Source organism: Cystobacter fuscus DSM 2262, from assembly GCF_000335475.2.
GTDB lineage: Bacteria > Myxococcota > Myxococcia > Myxococcales > Myxococcaceae > Cystobacter > Cystobacter fuscus.
In genome coordinates this window covers 1-17,601 of record NZ_ANAH02000075.1, presented here as the reverse complement: position 1 = coordinate 17,601, position 17,601 = coordinate 1, and the positions used below count along the sequence as shown (strand labels likewise).

15 protein-coding genes and 2 pseudogenes are annotated in these 17,601 nt (G+C 69.7%); 11 read left to right on the top strand and 6 right to left on the bottom strand.

Annotation, left to right across the window (positions count from 1 at the left end; genetic code table 11):
• Nucleotides 1–60: 60 nt before the first annotated feature.
• From D187_RS48835 to D187_RS48825, 3 genes and pseudogenes are all read left to right on the top strand, one after another.
• On the top strand, nt 61–1,416 hold the full coding sequence (locus D187_RS48835) for an amidohydrolase (protein WP_002630577.1): 1,356 nt from the start codon (nt 61–63) through the stop codon (nt 1,414–1,416).
• A 9-nt stretch (nt 1,417–1,425) separates the two neighbouring features.
• Nucleotides 1,426–2,574, top strand: coding sequence for a hypothetical protein (locus D187_RS48830; protein WP_002630576.1), 1,149 nt, complete (start codon nt 1,426–1,428; stop codon nt 2,572–2,574).
• A gap of 13 nt (nt 2,575–2,587) precedes the next feature.
• Nucleotides 2,588–4,756, top strand: a pseudogene (locus D187_RS48825) (bifunctional alpha,alpha-trehalose-phosphate synthase (UDP-forming)/trehalose-phosphatase).
• Between the two features lies 1 nt (nt 4,757).
• Here the strand turns inward: D187_RS48825 and D187_RS48820 are convergent.
• From D187_RS48820 to D187_RS51800, 3 genes are all read right to left on the bottom strand, one after another.
• Nucleotides 4,758–5,426, bottom strand: a complete 669-nt coding sequence (locus D187_RS48820) for a hypothetical protein (RefSeq protein WP_002630573.1) — start codon at nt 5,424–5,426, stop codon at nt 4,758–4,760.
• A gap of 104 nt (nt 5,427–5,530) precedes the next feature.
• A complete protein-coding gene (locus D187_RS48815; RefSeq protein ID WP_002630572.1) occupies nt 5,531–9,217 on the bottom strand; it encodes a DUF3857 domain-containing protein in 3,687 nt (1,228 codons plus the stop codon).
• A 165-nt stretch (nt 9,218–9,382) separates the two neighbouring features.
• Nucleotides 9,383–10,081, bottom strand: a complete 699-nt coding sequence (locus D187_RS51800) for a ComF family protein (RefSeq protein WP_002630571.1) — start codon at nt 10,079–10,081, stop codon at nt 9,383–9,385.
• A gap of 58 nt (nt 10,082–10,139) precedes the next feature.
• On the opposite strand from D187_RS51800, the gene D187_RS48805 reads away from it, so the two are divergent.
• The 7 genes and pseudogenes from D187_RS48805 (at nt 10,140) to D187_RS48775 (ending at nt 15,451) form a co-directional block, all read left to right on the top strand.
• Nucleotides 10,140–11,330, top strand: a complete 1,191-nt coding sequence (locus tag D187_RS48805; protein ID WP_245592028.1) for an AAA family ATPase — start codon at nt 10,140–10,142, stop codon at nt 11,328–11,330.
• On the top strand, nt 11,327–11,782 hold the full coding sequence (locus D187_RS48800; RefSeq protein ID WP_002630569.1) for a hypothetical protein: 456 nt from the start codon (nt 11,327–11,329) through the stop codon (nt 11,780–11,782). The genes D187_RS48805 and D187_RS48800 overlap by 4 nt, the downstream gene beginning before the upstream one ends.
• A gap of 73 nt (nt 11,783–11,855) precedes the next feature.
• The gene (pfp, locus tag D187_RS48795; RefSeq protein WP_002630568.1) at nt 11,856–13,202 is read left to right on the top strand and encodes a diphosphate--fructose-6-phosphate 1-phosphotransferase; all 1,347 of its coding nucleotides are present in this window, start codon (nt 11,856–11,858) and stop codon (nt 13,200–13,202) included.
• Nucleotides 13,203–13,348: 146 nt separating this feature from the next.
• Nucleotides 13,349–13,783: a hypothetical protein gene (locus D187_RS56230; RefSeq protein WP_155894102.1), complete on the top strand. Its 435-nt coding sequence runs from the start codon at nt 13,349–13,351 to the stop codon at nt 13,781–13,783.
• 12 nt (nt 13,784–13,795) lie between these two features.
• Nucleotides 13,796–13,891, top strand: a pseudogene (locus tag D187_RS58615) (DUF6310 domain-containing protein); the annotation flags it as partial.
• A 1-nt stretch (nt 13,892) separates the two neighbouring features.
• Nucleotides 13,893–14,999 (top strand): beta propeller repeat protein, encoded by a 1,107-nt coding sequence (locus D187_RS54530; RefSeq protein ID WP_162159775.1) that lies wholly within the window; start codon nt 13,893–13,895, stop codon nt 14,997–14,999.
• A gap of 131 nt (nt 15,000–15,130) precedes the next feature.
• Nucleotides 15,131–15,451, top strand: coding sequence for a LysE family transporter (locus tag D187_RS48775; protein ID WP_002630564.1), 321 nt, complete (start codon nt 15,131–15,133; stop codon nt 15,449–15,451).
• A 58-nt stretch (nt 15,452–15,509) separates the two neighbouring features.
• On the opposite strand, the gene D187_RS48770 is transcribed toward D187_RS48775, so the two are convergent.
• From D187_RS48770 to D187_RS48760, 3 genes are all read right to left on the bottom strand, one after another.
• Nucleotides 15,510–15,722, bottom strand: a complete 213-nt coding sequence (locus D187_RS48770; RefSeq protein WP_002630563.1) for a DUF4287 domain-containing protein — start codon at nt 15,720–15,722, stop codon at nt 15,510–15,512.
• Nucleotides 15,723–15,848: 126 nt separating this feature from the next.
• Complete coding sequence (locus tag D187_RS48765) at nt 15,849–16,859, bottom strand: aminoglycoside phosphotransferase family protein (RefSeq protein WP_002630562.1); 1,011 nt, start codon at nt 16,857–16,859, stop codon at nt 15,849–15,851.
• Between the two features lie 48 nt (nt 16,860–16,907).
• Nucleotides 16,908–17,243: a helix-turn-helix transcriptional regulator gene (locus tag D187_RS48760; protein ID WP_002630561.1), complete on the bottom strand. Its 336-nt coding sequence runs from the start codon at nt 17,241–17,243 to the stop codon at nt 16,908–16,910.
• On the opposite strand from D187_RS48760, the gene D187_RS48755 reads away from it, so the two are divergent.
• Complete coding sequence (locus D187_RS48755) at nt 17,224–17,562, top strand: hypothetical protein (protein ID WP_002630560.1); 339 nt, start codon at nt 17,224–17,226, stop codon at nt 17,560–17,562. The genes D187_RS48760 and D187_RS48755 overlap by 20 nt on opposite strands.
• The last annotated feature ends 39 nt before the right edge of the window (nt 17,563–17,601 follow it).

Below are 17,601 nucleotides of genomic sequence, written 5' to 3'. Positions count from 1 at the left end.
CCAGAGCCGTTCGCGTCTGTCCCTCCACCGCGCGTTGCTGTCCCTGTCGCCGTCCACCCCATGAGCGCTTCCACTCCCGAGGCACGCCAGACGTGCATCCGTGACTGTGACGCCCTCGTTCCGGGCGCGAGCGGCGTGCTCACCCTGGCGCGCCATCAAGACATCCTGATCCAGGGCTCGCGGATCTCGGAGATCCGCCCCACTGGAGCACCGCTGGCGCCCGGGGTGGAGGTGCTCGAGGGCCAGCGGATGATCGCCATGCCCGGGCTCATCAACACCCATGCGCACGTGTCCATGGTCATCTTCCGCGGACTGGCCGAGGACGTGTCCATCGAGCGGTGGTTCAACGACTTCATCTGGCCCCTGGAGAACAACCTCACCGACGCGGACGTGTACTGGGGCGCGATGCTCGGCCTCATCGAGATGATCGAGGGCGGCATCACCACGGTGGCCGACCACTACTTCTCCATGGACGAGGTGGCCCGGGCCGTGGAGGGCGCGGGGACGCGGGCGCATCTGGGGTGGACGGCGTTCTCCAGCCGGGGCTACCAGGAGCTCGCGCGGACCGCCTCCTTCGCCGAGCGCTGGAAGGGCGGAGCGGAGGGGCGCATCACCACGTGCATGGCTCCCCACGCGCCCTATACCTGCGATGACGGACTGCTGCGCGCGTGCGTGGGGCACGCCAACCGGCTCGGCGTGGGCATCCACATCCACGCCGCCGAGGACATGAACCAGACGCTCGCCAGCGTGAACCGGCGGGGACTCTCGCCCATCCAGGTGCTCCAGGACACGGGCGTGCTCGGCGTGCCCACCCTCATCGCCCATGGCGGCGGCCTCCTGCCCCAGGACATCGAGCTGCTCGTCCGTCACCGCGCACACGTGGGCATCGCCCATGCGCCCAAGACGTCGCTCAAGCTGGGCATGGGCCTGGCCCCCGTGCGCGCCCTGCGCAAGGCGGGCGTCCCCGTGGGGCTGGCCACCGACGGCGCCGTGAGCAGCAACACGCTCGACCTCTTCGAGGCCTTGCGGCTGCTCGCCCTGTCACAGAAGCACGACGCGCTCGACTCCGAGGTCATGCCCCTCGCCGAGGTGCTCGACATCGCCACGCGGGGCAGCGCGGCCGCGCTGGGCATGGGAGACCGGCTCGGCACGCTCGCGCCCGGCTACCAGGCCGACATCGTCCTCGTGGACACCCGCGGCACCCACTGGCAGCCGCTCCACGATCCGATGGCCGGCCTCGTCTACAGCGCCCGCGCCAGCGACGTGCACACCGTCATGGTGGATGGCCGGCTCCTCTTGCGCGATCGCCGGTTGCTCACGATCGACAAGGAGCGCGTGCTCGCGGAGGTGGCCAGCGGCATGGAGCGCCTGGCCCAGCGGGTGCCGGGCTCTCGCATCCAGCACTATCGGCCCTGAGCCCCGCCCATGCCCCGTCTCCTCGCTCCCTCCCAGGCGTGGCTCTTCGGCCGAGGCGTGGACCTCGCCGTCTTCGCGGGCAGCGCGCTCGTGTCGGTGGGGCTCGTGCTCGCCGCGCCGGGGCTGGGCGCGGTGGGCGAGACGCCCCCGTGGGCCTGGGTGCTGCTCGTCGTCGGCGTGGACGTGGCCCACGTCTGGTCCACGCTCCTGCGCACCTACGCGGATGGGGAGGAGCTGCGCCGCCGGCCCGGCCTCTACACGGCGGCGCCGCTCACCGCGTACCTGCTGGGCGTGTTCGCCTGGAGCCAGTCCCCCGGCCTCTTCTGGCGCCTCTTCGCTTACACCGCCCTGTTCCACTTCATCCGCCAGCAGTACGGCTGGGTGGCCCTCTACGGACGCAAGGCCCGCGCCTCCTCCACCGAGCGCGCCCTCGATGCCGCCGCCATCTACGCCGCCACGCTCGGCCCCGTGGTGTGGTGGCACGCCCACCTGCCTCGCGCCTTCTGGTGGTTCGTCGAGGAGGACTTCATCGCCGGACTTCCCGCCTGGGTGGGCACCGCGGCGCTCGCCGTGCAGGGCGGGGTGCTCGCCACGTGGGCGGGCTTCCAGGGTGCGCGGGCGGTGCGCGGCGAGGGGCTCCAGGTGGGCAAGGTGCTGCTCGTGCTCGCCACGGTGGTGACGTGGTTCGGGGGCATCGTGCTCGCCCGGGACGACTTCTCCTTCACGGTGATGAACGTCCTCTTGCACGGGGTGCCCTACTTCGTGCTGCTGCTGCGCTACGCGCGGGGCCGGCTCGCGGAAGGAGGCTATGGCGCGCTCGCCCCCGTGGTGCGCGCGGGAGCGCCCGCGGTGCTGGGCGTGCTGGTGGTGCTCGCCCTGGGCGAGGAGTGGCTCTGGGACGGACTCGTGTGGCACGAGCGGCCCCGGCTCTTCGGCGAGTCGGGCCTGGTGCTGCCCGCGGACGTGCTGGCGCTCGTGGTGCCCCTGCTCGCGCTGCCCCAGGCCACGCACTACCTGCTGGACGCGTTCATCTGGAAGCCGGGCCGCGAGCCGGCCCTGCTCGCCCGGCTGGGGTGGGCCCCTCGGGGCGCGGCTGAAGGTTCTAAAGCAGGCACCTCCGGAGATTCTCCGGTGACCCATCCGCGCCCGGCCAGCTAGAGACGCGGGGGTCATGTCCAGACTCCTGCTCGTCTCCAATCGGCTCCCCGTCACCGTCAAAGCGGACAAGGACGGGGTCTCCGTGGTTCCCAGTGCTGGAGGGCTCGCCACCGGTCTCAGGGGCCCGCATGAAAACTCGGGCGGGTTGTGGGTGGGCTGGCCCGGAGATGTCTCGCGGCTCACACCCGCGCAGAAGGCCTCGGTGGAGGAGCAGCTCGCCCAGCAGCGCTGCGTGCCCCTCTACCTGAGTTCGAGCGAGGTGAGCCGCTTCTACGAGGGCTACTCCAACCAGGTCCTCTGGCCGCTGTGCCATTACCTCCTCGAGCGCGTGCCCCGCCAGGATCGGGACTGGGAAGTCTACCGCAAGGTGAACGAGCGCTTCGCCGAGCTGGTGGTGCGCCACTACCAGCCCGGCGACACCATCTGGGTGCACGACTACCAGCTCATGCTGGTGCCCGCCCTGCTGCGCGAGCGCCTGCCCCAGGCGCGCATCGGCTTCTTCCACCACATTCCCTTCCCCTCGAGCGAGATCTTCCGCACCTTGCCGCGGCGCCTCGAGCTGCTGCGGGGCCTCTTGGGCGCGGACCTCATCGGCTTCCACACGAGCTCCTATGTGCGGCACTTCGCCAGCACGCTCATGCAACTGCTCGGGCTGGAGAAGGTGGGAGACCACGTGGCCCAGGACGGGCGCCAGGTGCGCGTCGGCGCCTTCCCCATGGGCATCGACGCCAAGTCCTTCGAGGAGCTGGTGCGGCAGCCGGCGGTGCTCGAGGAGGTGCGCGGGCACCGCGAGAAGGCCGGCGAGCAGCGCCTGATGCTGGGCGTGGACCGGCTGGACTACACCAAGGGCATTCCCCGCCGGCTCCTGGCGGTGCAGCGGTTGCTCGAGCGCGAGCCCGCCTGGCGCGGCAAGCTGCGCTTCGTCCAGGTGGCCGTCCCCAGCCGCACCACGGTGGAGGACTACGCCACCTACCGCGAGCGCGTGAACGAGCTGGTGGGACGCATCAACAGCCTGTACGGCTAGGTGCACAACGTCCCCATCCACTACCTCTACCGCTCGTTGAACCAGAAGCAGCTCGCGGCCCTCTACCGCGCCGCGGACGTGATGCTCGTCACGCCCATTCGCGACGGCATGAACCTGGTGGCCAAGGAGTTCTGCGCCTCGCGCCCGGACGAGGACGGCGTGCTCGTGCTCAGCGAGCTGGCCGGGGCCGCGGACGAAATGGACGAGGCGCTCCTGGTGAATCCCTACGACGTGGAGGGCATGGCGGACGCGCTGGAGGCCGCGCTGGAGATGCCCCAGGAGGAGCGCAAGCGGCGCATGCGCGCGCTGCGCACCCGGGTGCTCGACCGCGACGTGCACTTCTGGGTGAACTCCTTCCTGTCGGCGCTCCAGGCCACGCCCACGGCGCCTCCCCGGGTCAAGCCCCAGGGCGCCCAGGAGGTGCTCCCCCTCCTTCGCGAGGCGCGCGAGCTGCTGCTGCTGCTCGACTACGACGGCACGCTCGTGCCCTTCGCGCCGCGGCCCGAGCTGGCCGCTCCGGACGAGGAGTTGCTCACGCTCTTGCGGCGGCTCACCGAGCGGCCCCACACCCGGGTCTCCATCGTCAGTGGCCGCGGCCGCGAGGTGCTGGAGGCGTGGGTGGGTGGGTTGAACGCGGGCCTGTACGCCGAGCATGGCCTGTGGTCCCGTCCCACGCCCTCGTCCGCCTGGACTCCCCTGCGTGACGTGCCCACGGAGTGGAAGAGTCTGGTGCGCCCCATCCTCGAGTCCTTCGCGGCGCGCGTGCCCGGCGCCCTGGTGGAGGAGAAGTCCGCGTCGCTCGCCTGGCACTACCGGCAGGTGGAGCCGGTGCTCGGGGCGCGCCTGGCGCGCGAGCTGCGCCTGCACCTGGGCGAGGTCTTCGCCCAGGGACCGCTGGAGGTGCTGCCCGGCGACAAGGTGGTGGAGGTGCGCGCGCGCGGCGTGAACAAGGGCCGCGTGGTGGGGCGCGTCACCGAGGGCCTGACTCCCGGCACCCGGGTGGTGGCCATCGGCGATGATCGCACGGACGAGGATCTCTTCGCCGCGCTCCCCGAGGACGGCATCGCCATCCACGCGGGAGGCAAGGAGTCGCGCGCCGGCTACCGGGTGAATGGCCCCGCCGAGGTGCGCCGGCTGCTCGCCGCGCTGTTGGACTGACTCAGAGCCGGAGGTTCCCGTGCTCCAGCAGCGCCACGAGCCCCTCCTCCAGGGCTTCCCGGGCGCGGGTCATCTGCCGGTCGAGCAGCTCGTGGAGGCGCTGCTCCTTCTCGTCGTGTTGCTCGCAGCCCGCCGTGTACTCCCAGAAGCCGCGCAGGCCACCGACGAGCCGCGCGAGCTGGGGGGCGCACTCGCACCCCTCCTGGGTGGACAGCTCCATCAACCGGCCGAGCTGCTCGGGGCTGAAGCGCGGGGCGCGGGCGCCGGGGGCCTGACTCATGGGGGCCTGCCTCACGGGCCTGCCCGCGCGTTCGAGGTCGTCGAGGCTCCGGTTCACGCGCAGGCGCAGCAGGCTCAGGGGCACCGGCCCCCGGAGGAAGCTCACGCGCGGCGAGCGGAGCGCGTCGATGAGGGGAGAGTGGGGCAGGCGGTAGCTGATGAGCGCGTGGCGGGCGCCGGTGCTCTCCAGCATCCCGGGAATCAGCTCGGTGGGCACCTGGCCCAGGTCCATGAAGTCCAGCGCGAGCACCTGGGGCCGGAGCCTGGGCACCTCCCGGAAGAAGGACTCACGCGACTGCCCGACCCACACGACTTCCAGCTCTCCGAGGGCCCGGGGATTGACCCGGACCTGGGTCGGATAGCTATCTCCCAACAACGCCAGCTTCATCATGAGCGCCCCCCCGTCGCGGGCCCGGAGTCCTCGTCCGGGCGGTCGCGCGAAGGGTCAGGATGCGCCAACCCCGGGGGCGTTACACGCGGCCCCCCGGGATGAGGTCAGCGTTGGGCGGTGGGCGATGCGGGGCCGCGCAGGGTGACCTTGCGCGAGAAGCCTTGATCCACCCGGCCGAGGAAGGCGCGGAAGGCGGCGTAGTCGTTCGCCTTCACCCGGGCGGAGGTGAGCGCCACCTCGCCATCGCACACCAGTTGCTGTCCCTCCTGCTTGTAGGTGAGCCGCACCCGGCCAAAGGGCGTCTCCTCCTGGAGGGTGGGGGGCAGCTCGGCCACGGAGTAGCCCGCGGGCAGCGTGTAGCGGAAGGTGAAGCGGTTCACCCACGGGCCGCTCATCATCAGATCGAAGCGGCGCTCGGCGAGCGCGGCGTACGTCTGGGTATAGGCGCGCCCGGTGCCGAAGGGCAGGAAGCGCAACTGACCGGGGAGTGCCTCGGCGAAGCGGGGGATGGCCATGCGGAAGTCCACCTTCACGTCGTCGTCCAGGCGCGTGGTGTCGTTGAGCTTCACGTCGCGCACGGTGAGGCCGGGGAAGCTCTGCGCCCAGGCGCGCTCGAAGGTGGACTTGCGCGAGGACACGGAGCTGTAGGCGCGGCGGTACTCGGGCGCCATCTGCCCGCCCACCGTCGTGGCCCCGCCCACCTCGGCGCTGCCATCCGGACGCAGCGTCACGTCCATGGCCAGGCGCGTGGCGTTGTCGTCCGGCTTCGCCTCGGGGGTGGTGAGGAAGGAGGCCTTGCCGCCCGGCTCCACCACCAGCACGTTGGCCACCCGGTCCGAGCTGGGCAGCTCGCGCGCGCTGTGGAACTCGGCGGTGCCGTCCAGGTAGAGGCCGAACTGCGGCACATAGACGATGGCGTGGTTGAAGGCCGCCAGGCTCGCCGGCTCCTCGCCGATGGAGCCCAGGTCGCGCATGCGCAGCAGCACCAGCCGGCTGTCCACCCCCGCCACCTTCAACATGGCGTGGATGAGGCTCGCCTTGTCCTTGCAGTCGCCGAAGCGCCGCGACAACACCCGGTCCACCCGGTACGGCTTGAAGCCGTGGATGCCGAACTCCAGCGCCACGTAGCGCGTGTTCGTCACAACGAAGTTGTAGATGGCGCGCATCACCGCCTGTTGATCCTTGCGGTCCACACCCTTGAGCACCGTCTCCACCGTCTGGCGCAGCTCCTCGTTGGGCGTGAGCTGATCCCTCACGAGGCCCCACCAGTAGCGGCCCACCTCGTCCCAGGTGCGGTAGGTGGAGACGTGGAGGTTGGCGGCCACCTCGGCCCAGCCGGGCATGCCGGGCTCGGGCACCACCTTGGCCACGTGCTTGGCGCTCCAGCGGTGCAGCACGCGCTCGCCCTCCACGGGCTCGTGGGCGTAGGCGACCCCGGGCAGCTTCTTCTCGTTCCAGTAGAGGGGCCGCTCCTGGGGCATCTCCACGAGGAACTGGTAGCTCACCTTGGGATAGACGCCCTGCACGCTCTCCACGTCGCCCCAGTAGTCGGACAAGAGATTGTCCTGGGCGGTGTCGTCCACGCGGTACTGCAACTCCAGCACGTCCCCGGCGGCGAGCGCGGGGAAGGAGAGCATCTTGGCGCGCGCGTCGTAGTACATGCCCGTCCAGGGCTCGTTGATGTTGCGGTCGCTCTCGCCGTAGCTGTCCACCACGGAGCCGTCCGGCTTGGTGATGCGGGCACGGAGGATGCGCACCTCCTGGCGATCCGGCGAGTAGGTGACGGGGTAGGTGCGGAAGGCGTCCACGCCGCGGGCGTTGAGCACCTTCACGGCGAACTGGTGCAGCCGGCCGGACAGGCCACTCTTCTGCACGCGCACGAAGGTGGTCTCCGCGAGGTAGACGGCGTCCTCGTTGGTGTAGCCGTCGGCCTCGCGCGCCAGGGCCTTGGGGTCCAGCAGGTACTGGGCGCCGGCGCTGGCGGCCTCGCCCTTGAGGGCACGCAGGGCATCCTTGAGGGTGGGGTTCTGCGGGCGCAGCGCGAGCGAGCGCTCGAAGGCGGCGATGGCCTCCTCGCGGTGGCTGGCGGCGAGCAGCGCGCGGCCCTCGCGCTCGTACAGATCGGGCTCGTCCGGGGAGAGGGCGCGCGCCTCGGCGAAGCCGGTGGTGGCCGCGTCGAGCTGGCCATTGGCGGCGCGCAGCTCGGCGAGCTTCAGCCGCGAGCCGTTGTCGAAGGGGTAGAGCGAGAGCAGCTGGGTGTGCTCGCGCACGGCGGCCTCCAGCTGGCCACGGTCGGCGAGCAGCGAGGCGAGCAGGGTGCGGCTGGTGCGGTCGTCATGGCGCAGCGCGAGCGCCACGCGCAGCCGGGAGGCGGCCTCCTCGGGCCGGTCCAGGGAGCGCGCGGAGCTGGCGGCGGCGCGCACCACGCGGGGGATGCGCGGCAGCCGCAGGAGCGTCTCCTCCACGAGCTTGTGCGCGCGGGCGGACTCCCCGAGCGCCTCGTGGGCCCGGGCGAGCGTGAGCCGGACACCGGCCGAGTCGGGGGCGCTCGTCAATGCGGGGGTGAGCAGCTCCAGGACGCGCTCGGGGTGGCCGCGCTCCAGCTCGAACTCGGCGAGCGCCACGCGGGCGCGCACCAGCGAGGGATCGGCGCGCGTGGCGGCCTCCAGGAAGAGGCGGCGCTGGTTGAGATCCTCGCGGGCGGTGGATGCGGCGAGCAGTTGCAGCCGCGCGTCGTTCGGGGCGGCGCGGGCGGCGCGCTCGGCCTCCACGGTGGCGGTGTGCTCGCGCTCGTCGAAGGCGCGGAAGTAGTCGAGCACGGTGGCGTACTCACCGCGCAGGGCGGCGTCCGCGGGGGCGCGGGCCACCGCGTCCCTCAAGGAGGAGGTGAGGGTGGGCAGGAGCTGGGGCGCGGGGGTGGTGCCCTTGGCGATCACGGGAGCGGAGGAGGGCAGGGTGACGCGCAGCCGGCCGGGGGGATCGCGGCGCAGGTAGAAGCCGAGGGGTCCTGACTCCTGGCACACCTTGACGAGGACGCGGTTGAGGCCCTTGCGCAGGCGCACGGAGACGCGCGTCTGATCCGGCCGGGGCAGGTTGTAGTGGTCGCTGGTGGCGGCCTTCTCACCATTCACCCACAGCCGGAAGGCGCCGGAGGTGCCCACGCCGAGCGCCACGCGCGTCTCGGCCGGAGCCTCCAGCCAGGTGACGGCGTAGGCCACGGCCTCGCGGTTGGGACGCAGCGCGGCGCCCAGGTCGATGTAGCCGTCGTTGGGGGTGACGGACAGGGGGCGCCAGGACACGGGGCCCTTGGCGCCGGAGTAGCGGGCGGACAGGTCGAGCGCGGCCGCCTCGGGGCCGAAGTCGGTGTCACAGCCGGCCTTGCCCTCGTTGTCGAAGCCACCGACGACGTAGAAGTCGCGCACGAAGCCCAGCGAGTCCTGCCACTCGGCGGCGCGGTTGAGCCGGCCGCGGGCGCGCTCCAGGTCCAGCATGAGGAACTGCGCGGTGGCGCGGGTGCCGGGGTCCACGAACTTCCGGCTCGTGGCCACCTCGGTATAGGTCTTCGCCAGGAGGGTGAGATCGTCGAGGTCCGGCTCGAGCGCCTGCATGCGCAGCAGGTGCGCGGCGCCTCGGGGGGAGGAGGCGAGGGAGAGGGCCTGTTCGGCCTCCTGTTGGGCCTCGGCGGCGCTCGGGTTGGGGGCGGCCAGCGCGATGAGCGGGCAGGCGAGCACGAGGAGTGTCGCGAGCCAGGGAGCAGGAGAGCGCGGGGCGAGCCGTGGGGTACGAGACATCCGTGTTCCTCGTCCGTCGGAAGGGGGGACCGGGGTGTCATTCCCGGCGCCGGTGAACAGCCGGACTTCGGGCAGCCTTCCCTGCATGCGCTGTTGGGAGCGGGCAGGCAACTGAAATGTCGAGGAACGTGCGAGGGGGCGGGCCCGGTGTCCGGAGGCCGGGGTTCAGGCGAGGGAGAAGGCGCGGGCGAGGGTGAGGACCTCCACGCGGAGGGCCCCGGCGTCCTGGAGGGCGGTGGCGGCGGCGCGGACGGTGGCGCCGGTGGTGAGCACGTCGTCCACGAGGAGCACGTCCCGTCCGGCCACGGAGGCGGAGGCGCGGAAGGCCTGGGAGACATTGAGGGCGCGCTCGGCCTCGGACAGGCCCACCTGGCGGCGCGTCTCGCGGGCGCGGTGGAGCAGGCCCAGGCTGGCCTCGCGGCCCGTGGCGCGGGCCAGGGCCTCCACGAGCAGTTGGGCCTGATCGTACTTGCGCTCGCGGAAGCGCTTGCCATGCAGGGGCAGGGCGACGAGCAGCGTGGGGGCCTGGGAGAGGAAGTGGCGGCACTCGGAGGCGAGCAGCTCCCCGAGGACGGGGGCGAGCTCGGGATGGTCCTCGTACTTGAAGCGGTGGATGGCGCGGGCGACGGGGCCCTCGTGGGCGAAGGGGGCCCAGGCGAGGGAGAAGGGCGGCGGCGCGTCGTGGCAGCGGGGACAGGTGTCGCGGGGAAAGGCGCCGGGCTCGGCGCAGGTGCGGCAGCGCGCGGTGGGCAGCCGTTCCACGGCGAGGTCGCACGTCTCGCAGAAGGCGGCGCGCACGGGCATCACCTTCGCGCAGGCGATGCACGCGGGCGGGTAGAGTAGTTCGAGGAGGGACTGGAGCACGCGGGGCGGACCGTGCAACCCGAGGGCCAGTGGAGGGTGGGTTGGTTGAGGATGCTTGTTGAAGTCTCCCGCCCTGTGTCAGCGTCCGCTTCCTCTGGGAGGACATGTGGCTGCTGATGTTCTGGAGGTCCGCAATCTCGGGCAGATCGCACATGCTCGCATCGAGTTTGGAGACTTGACCGTTCTGGTGGGTCCCCAGGCGGCGGGGAAGAGTCTCTTGCTCCAGACGTGGAAGCTGGGGCTTGACAGTGGCGAGATCGTCTCGGCGTTGCGTGATGCCGGAACTTCCCTGGAGGACAAGAACGAGTTGCTGGACGCCTATTTCGGTGAGGGGATGAGCACGGCGTGGGTGGGGAAGACGCGTGTATCCATCAACGGTCGGCCATTGCGCCCAGAGAAGCTGCTACGTGCCAAGAGAGCAAAAGGCCGCGTGTTCTTCGTCCCGGCACATCGTGCCCTCCTCATCACGGAGGGGTGGCCAGCGCCCTTCATGCGGCTCAAGGCGGATACACCGGCCGTTGCCCGCTTGTTCAGCCAGAGCCTGTATGACCGCTTCACCGGAAAACAGGCGGGAGATCTGTTTCCAGTGGAGCGACGATTGAAGCAGGGGGTGCGCACCCTGATCGACAATGCCGTCTTCCATGGGGGCACGGTGCGGCTGGAGAAGGCTGGATTGCAGACCCGGCTTCAGCTGGGCTACGGCAAGACACAGCTCCCGTTCATGACCTGGACTGCGGGGCAGCGAGAGTTCACTCCGCTACTTCTCGGCCTCTACCGGGTTCTTCCCGAGCGGAGCAGAAGGAAGGATGAAGACATCGAATGGGTCATCATCGAAGAGCCTGAAATGGGTCTCCATCCGCAGGCCCTGACGGCGGTCATGGCCTTGGTCCTCGATCTGTTGTGGCGCGGCTATCGGGTCGTCCTGTCGACCCACTCGCCTGTCGTGCTGGATGTCGTCTTCGCCATCCAGTCCCTGCGGGACAAGAAGCAAGGCGCTCGGAGGCTGCGTGAGGCATTCGGTCTACCCGCCGGGGCGGAGAATGCGCGGTTCATCAGCGAGGCACTCCATAAGTCCACGAGGACCTACGCTCTGGAATTCGATGAGGAACTCCGTGTCCACAGCCGGGACATTTCCAGCCTCGATCCAGGTGCAGATGATGCGACGACCTCGGGCTGGGGTGGGCTGACTGACTTCAGTGGGCGGTTCGGAAAAGCCATCTCCGATGCGGTCAACGAGGAGGACTCGTGAGCGTCGGCAAGGCGCTGAAGCAGGAGAGCGCGCTCGTGGCTGCGGTCCATCCGGGCAAACGGGCCCTTCGAAAGGGTGACCGCGAACGGGTCGTTGAGTCCGCTGCTGTCCGGGTCATCGACTCGCTCGATCTCGACGCTCAAACCTCGGCCGAGCGTGGCAACGAGAATCGATGGGACTATCTGCTGGGAACGACCCAATCGAACCTTCCGCTCATCGCGGTCGAGGTCCATCCGGCGAATACTGGGGAGGTCAAGGTTCTCATCGCGAAGAAGCGCGCCGCCGAAAAGGTTCTGCGCTCCGAGCTCAAGCCGGGCGCGACCGTGAAGCGGTGGTACTGGATCGCGAGTGGCAAGACGGTCATCACACGCAACACACCCGAGTCGAGAATGCTCGACGCCGCGGGCATCCGGCTCGTCGGCTCCCATCTGCACCTCGAGCGCGATTCATGACCTTTTCTCGCTGGGTTCAGCCGTCGCTCCGGGGGAGGATGCGGCGAGGAATTCACGGGAGACACGCGCACTCATGAAGAAGCTCGCCATTGTCGTCGCCGGGGGGCCTGCCCCGGGCATCAACAGCGTGATTGGAGCGGCCACCATCCGAGCCTGCCTCGCGGGCGTGGAGGTACTCGGCATCCAGGATGGCTTCAAGTGGCTCGCCGAGGGAGACACCTCCCACGTCATTCCCCTCACCATCGAGGACACCAGCCGCATCCACTTCCGCGGCGGCTCGTACATCGGCATCTCGCGCGCCAACCCCACACGCTCCCCCGAGCACCTCCAGCGCACCATCGACGGGCTGGAGCGCCTGGGTGTGGGCATGCTCGTCACGGTGGGCGGCGATGGCACCGCCACGCTCGCGCAGATCATCTCCGAAAAGACGCGGGGCCGCATCCGCGTGGTGCACGTGCCCAAGACGATCGACAACGACATCGACCTGCCCGACGACACGAGCACCTTCGGCTTCCAGACGGCGCGCCACGTGGGCGTGGAGATCGTCAAGAACCTGATGGTGGACGCGAAGACGACGTCGCGCTGGTACTTCGTCGTCGCCCAGGGGCGCAAGGCGGGACACCTCGCCTTGGCGATCGGCAAGGCGGTGGGCGCCACCGTCACCGTCATCCCCGAGGAGTTCCGTGGCAAGAAGGTGCCCTTCTCCACCGTGGTGGACCTGCTCGCCGGCTCCGTCATCAAGCGGCTCGCGTACGGGCGCCCGGATGGCATCGCGCTCCTGGCCGAGGGGCTCGCCGACTGCATCGAGCCCGAGGATCTGGCGCGCTACACGGAGCTGCCGCGCGACCACATGGGCAACCTGCACGTGGCGGACGTGCCCCTGGCCGAGGTGCTCGAGAAGGCCGTCAAGGCGCGGCTGGCGGTCCTGGGCATCAAGTCCACGATCGTCTCCAAGTACATCGGTTACGAGGTGCGCTGCGCGGACCCCATTCCGTTCGACATGGAGTACACGCGCGACCTTGGCCACTGCGCGGCGCGCTACATCATCGAGGGGGGAACCGAGGCGGTGGTGGCCATGATCAACGGGCGCTTCCAGCCCATCTCCTTCGAGAAGATGAAGGACCCGGCCACCGGGCGGCCCCGGGTGCGCATGGTGGACGTGGACTCGGATCGCTACCGCATCGCGCGCAGCTTCATGCTGCGGCTCAAGCGCGAGGACTTCTCCCGGCCGGGAGAGCTGGCGCGCTTCGCGGTGACCTGCCAGCTCACCCCCGAGGCGTTCCGCCGCGAGTTCTTCCACCTGGTGAAGGACGAGCCGGAGATCGCGGTGGATATCGGCCAGGCCCTGGCAGCCACGCCCACTCCGGGAGGCAATGCGGAGGGTGGAGAGAGCCAGGAGGGTGGTCCTCCCGTCACCTGAGGCCCTCGCGGCGGCTCCGGGTCAGGGCCTCGCGCGCCACATCCTCGCTCGTGGCGAGGAGTACGGGACTCGAACCCGTGGGCAGGGCGATGGAAGGCCCCAAGCAGGACGCGCGGTTACCCGCTGCTTGATGAAAGGACGTGACGATGCGCTTGCGAACCTGGAGCGCGCTCCTGGTGCTGCTCTCCGCCTGCGCGAGCGCGCCCGCCCCGCAGCCGATGCCGCGGCCCCACGCCTTCGCGTCGACTCCCACTTCGGGCCCGCGCATCCGGCTCGTTTCCGCGCCGATGGAGCCGGCACCGGAACGGTCGTGGATTGGAAAGGTGGACCTGGACAAGGCCAGGTCACTGCTGTCTCGGGCGCGCAAAGACATCGAGCCGCGTCAGTGGGAACAGTTGGACCGCGAGCTCACCGCGGCGGAACGGGCCTTCGAGCGCTTCTCCCGCGCCGCGAGGACGAGCGGGCAAGCCGCGGAGGTGGCGAGGGGAGCCGAGGGCCTCGCGCGGGCTGGACGCTCCGGGACGTTGGCTGAAGCGCTCCCCCGAGTGGGCCCGGTGCTCGCGCTCCTCGTCCTGCTCTAAGAAGCATGCGGATACGGCTTTGTCGTTGGCGTGAAAAGCACCGCGCACAAGGTTGCTCTTGAGGTGCTGGATAAAACCCTTGATGTCGTCGTCATGGATTGGTGCTGATATGGCGGTCTTCCCCGACGAACTCGGCATCATTGTTTATGCACCTGCGCTCGTGGGCGACGATAGGCGGCCTCTCGCTATCGTCCATGGAATGGAAGGCGCCTTCCTGGCCTACGGCTGGAGTGGACGCTCTCTGAAAAAGAAGAGTTCATTCGTGTTGTCTCCTGGAGTTGTTCTTCACGCTGCGCCAGAACTTCGCGCCTCCATCCCCATGAACCATTCCGAATCCACGTTCCTCGCTGGCTGCGCGCCCTTCTACGACTACTGCTTCGTGGCCAAGGCGCTCGACGAGCTGTCGGCGAAAGGGCTGAACAACTCGACCTTCCTGTGCTTCGTCGACGGCGGCGTGGAGAAGGTCCCGACGTCGGTCGGATGGGCGGCCGTCGCGGCCGCCACGGTCAAGCCACCCGGCCAGCAGCGCGTGTTCGTGTTCATCGGGGCCGGGCGGGACATGTTCGAGATCAACACCGAGACGCTGCGGCAGGCGGAAGGCGAACTGCACCAGGCGCGGCATGCGCTCGCCGCATTGACGGCGGTGAACCACGTCGTTCTCGCCTGCGGCATGGGCCGCGAGGTGCTGGTGCGGGACGGCCCCGCACAGTGGCGGGCCATCGGCCCGGGCCCGCGGCCCGACGACCACGGCGTCGTCGGCTTCGAGGGCCTGCATGGCTTCTCGCTCGACGAGCTCTACGCAGTGGGCTGGCAGGGGGAGGTGTGGCGCGGTGACGTGCAAGGGCGTTGGGCGCGCATCGACAGCCCCACGTCGGCCAACCTCAACGCCGTCTGCTGCGCCGCCGACGGGCAGGTGTACGCGGTCGGGGACGGCGGCATGCTGGTGCGCGGCCGGGGGGACCTCTGGGAAACGGTGGACACCGGACGCGGCGAAACGCTGCAGGACGTGGCCGACTTCGGCGGCGAGGTCTTCGTCGTCAGCGACTTCCACATCCTGCGCCTGCTGGGTGACCGCCTGGTCCCGGACGACCGCTTCGACGGCGACGCCCGCCCCGGCAGTTGCCTGCGGCTGCTGCCAGCGGAGGACGGCTTGTACTCCCTCGGCCCGAAGGACCTCTACCTGTTCCGCGACGGGCGCTGGCGGTCCGCGATCTGAAGGCGATCGGCAGCCGACGCCTTGTACCGCCGGAAGTTCTCGATCCTCGTCCCATACTTGGCGGGACAGGGCCGCGGGCCCGAGGCTGCCCCAGTGAACGGGGACGGACAGGGCCGTGCTACAAAGCCGGCATGGCCCTGTCCGTCTGGCTCACCTTCTTCGCCGCCTCCTGGGCGATCAGCCTGTCGCCCGGCGCGGGCGCGGTCGCCGCGATGAGCGCGGGTCTCGATCACGGCTTTCGTCGCGGCTACTTCGTGACCTTCGGTCTGGTGCTCGGCATCGTCACGCAGGTGCTCGTCGTCGCGATGGGGATGGGCGTGCTGATCGCCGCCTCGACACTCGCGTTCTCGGTGGTGAAGTGGGCTGGTGTGGCGTACCTCGTCTGGCCCAGAGGAGGTGTCAAAGGCCTTGTACCAGAGAGAGTCAGGAGGGAGGGAACTCCCGCGACCTGAGGCCCTCGGGGGGCGTTCGGATTGAGCGCTCCCTGCCACCTCTCAGCAGCGGGGCCCTCTACTTGGCGTCCTGCTCCCGCAAGTAGGCCACGAGTGCGTTGGCGTGCCCGTGGCCGAGACCGTGTTCGGACTTCAGCCACTTCACGATCTCCATGTGCCCCTTGACGGGCGCTGAACGAATGACCTTGAACCATTCCTCCACGGGGCGGCCGTACGTCTTCTCGATCGACGGGAAGTACGACTGGGGTCCCTTCACCGGCTTGGTCGTCACTGCTGCTCCTCTCTCTGTGGCTACCCGATCGCTTGCCTCTGGCATTCGGTGAGCCTCCCAGGAATCTCCCATGGAGTGGGCTCGTCTTCGTTGAAGAAGTGGGTCAGGAGGCATTCACCAACGCGCTCAGAGCAGTTCCTCACAGCCCTGCTCCTGGAACGCGAGCACCGCCCGCTCCAGGTTGGGCCACCAGATGCTGCTGGGGCTGCCGAGCGACCACCAGAACACCGGCCAGAGCAGGTTGCCGATCACCGACTTGCGGTAATCGAGCCAGCACTCCTCCCATCCGTAACGCACGCCGCCCTCGTTCAGACGCTGGCAGTAGCGTCGCACCAGCTCCTGCTCCATCCGCGCGCGCTGCTCCGGGAAGCAGGGCAGCGAGACGAGGAAGGCCAGATCGTGAGTGCCTGAGTCGAAGCGCCAGTCCGCCCAGTCGGCCAGGAAGAGCCTCCCCGCCTGACCTGGCCGCGGGAGCAGGAAGTTCCACGGATGGGCGTCGCCGTGGATCATGGTCACGCCGTGTCCTCGCTGGATTCGCTCCAGGCACATGCGAGGCCAGACCTCGAGCACCCGCTCGTAGAGCGCGCGGCGCTCGCCGGAGAGGCGATCCTCCAGCGCGTCCACGAACCCACCAAAAGCCCCCAGCGTCTGCTTGAAGAGGAAGCCGTAGGACGGATCCCCATTCCGGGTGGCGAACCGCTCGCGCATCTGAGCGTCCTCCCAGCGCTGGACATGCAGTCCCGCCAGGCAGTCCACCATCTGCTCATAGATGGCCCGAGTGGGGGGCACGTCCTCGGGGAGTGAGAGATGCGTCCCGCTCAGATCGTCGAAGAGCAGCCAGGTCACCTCCTGCTCCACCCGGCTGCCCAGGCAGCGAATCGCGGGGGCGTCTCGCAGCGTGGGCTTCACCTCGGCGTGGAACACCCCCTCCGAGGGACGGTTGCTGCTTTTCAGGAACAGGGCCGTGGGCGCGGTGGAAGGCGCGTCGGCGGTGTACTGGACCTGCAGCCGCGCCACCGTGGAGAAATGACGCGACGAGTGGTTCACCTGCACCGCGGCCACTGCTCCCGAAGGCAGTGAGCCCCCGGCCCGAAGAAGTTCCGTGAGCCACTCTGGCTGGATGTCTTCGAGCTTCATGCGGAGGCGTATCTACCAGGAAACTCTTTGCGCGCGGTCCCTGAAGGGTTACCTGCCCCGCAGCCATTCCCGTGGGGACTGGCCCGTCCAACGACGGAAGGCGTGATGGAAAGCGCTCGGTGCGGAGTAACCGAGCCGCCACGCCACCTCGGCGATGGGGGTGCCCGCTTCGAGGAGCACGCGCGCCTGCTGCCGCCGGAAGGCCTCGCGCTCGGCCTCCAGCGACGTGCCCTCGTCCCGCAGGCGTCGCTGGAGCGTGCGGGGACTCATCCGCAGGCGGGCCGCCAGGTGCGCGAGCTCCGCTCCGGATTCAGGCAACAGCTCGGGCAGCAGGGCCCGGACCTGGTCCGCCGCGCGGGACGAGGTGGGAAGGTCCGCCAGCATCCTCTTTCCCCATCTGGTGCTCGCCCGCTTTGGCGGCCTCACCCAGGCGCTGGTGGCCGCCACGCCCATCGACGCGGAGCACACCTGGGTGGTCTTCCGCTACCGCAGTGGTCTCCCAGTCGTGGGAGGGCTGGTGGCGTGGTTCCTGGTCCGGACGGAACTGTGGCTCATCCAGCCGGAAGACTACGCGCTGCTGCGCCACAGTAAGCCCCGGCATCCCGCCCGCGGGGACTTCCACCTGGTGCGGGCCGACGCGGGCATCGCGCTCTGGTTCCGCTTGTATGAGCGACGGCTGGAGGCCCAGGCCCAGCCCGAATAACCCAAACAGTGTCAAAGGACTCGAGTGCGCCAGGTAAAG

Excerpts from the sequence above, each read along its gene's own strand:
- D187_RS48835 (WP_002630577.1), top strand. The coding sequence starts at position 61 with ATGAGCGCTTCCACTCCCGAGGCACGCCAGACGTGCATCCGTGACTGT.
- D187_RS48830 (WP_002630576.1), top strand. The coding sequence starts at position 1,426 with ATGCCCCGTCTCCTCGCTCCCTCCCAGGCGTGGCTCTTCGGCCGAGGC.
- D187_RS48820 (WP_002630573.1), bottom strand. The coding sequence starts at position 5,426 with ATGATGAAGCTGGCGTTGTTGGGAGATAGCTATCCGACCCAGGTCCGG.
- D187_RS48815 (WP_002630572.1), bottom strand. The coding sequence starts at position 9,217 with ATGTCTCGTACCCCACGGCTCGCCCCGCGCTCTCCTGCTCCCTGGCTC.
- pfp (WP_002630568.1), top strand. The coding sequence starts at position 11,856 with ATGAAGAAGCTCGCCATTGTCGTCGCCGGGGGGCCTGCCCCGGGCATC.
- D187_RS56230 (WP_155894102.1), top strand. The coding sequence starts at position 13,349 with ATGCGCTTGCGAACCTGGAGCGCGCTCCTGGTGCTGCTCTCCGCCTGC.
- D187_RS54530 (WP_162159775.1), top strand. The coding sequence starts at position 13,893 with ATGGCGGTCTTCCCCGACGAACTCGGCATCATTGTTTATGCACCTGCG.
- D187_RS48775 (WP_002630564.1), top strand. The coding sequence starts at position 15,131 with ATGGCCCTGTCCGTCTGGCTCACCTTCTTCGCCGCCTCCTGGGCGATC.
- D187_RS48765 (WP_002630562.1), bottom strand. The coding sequence starts at position 16,859 with ATGAAGCTCGAAGACATCCAGCCAGAGTGGCTCACGGAACTTCTTCGG.
- D187_RS48760 (WP_002630561.1), bottom strand. The coding sequence starts at position 17,243 with ATGCTGGCGGACCTTCCCACCTCGTCCCGCGCGGCGGACCAGGTCCGG.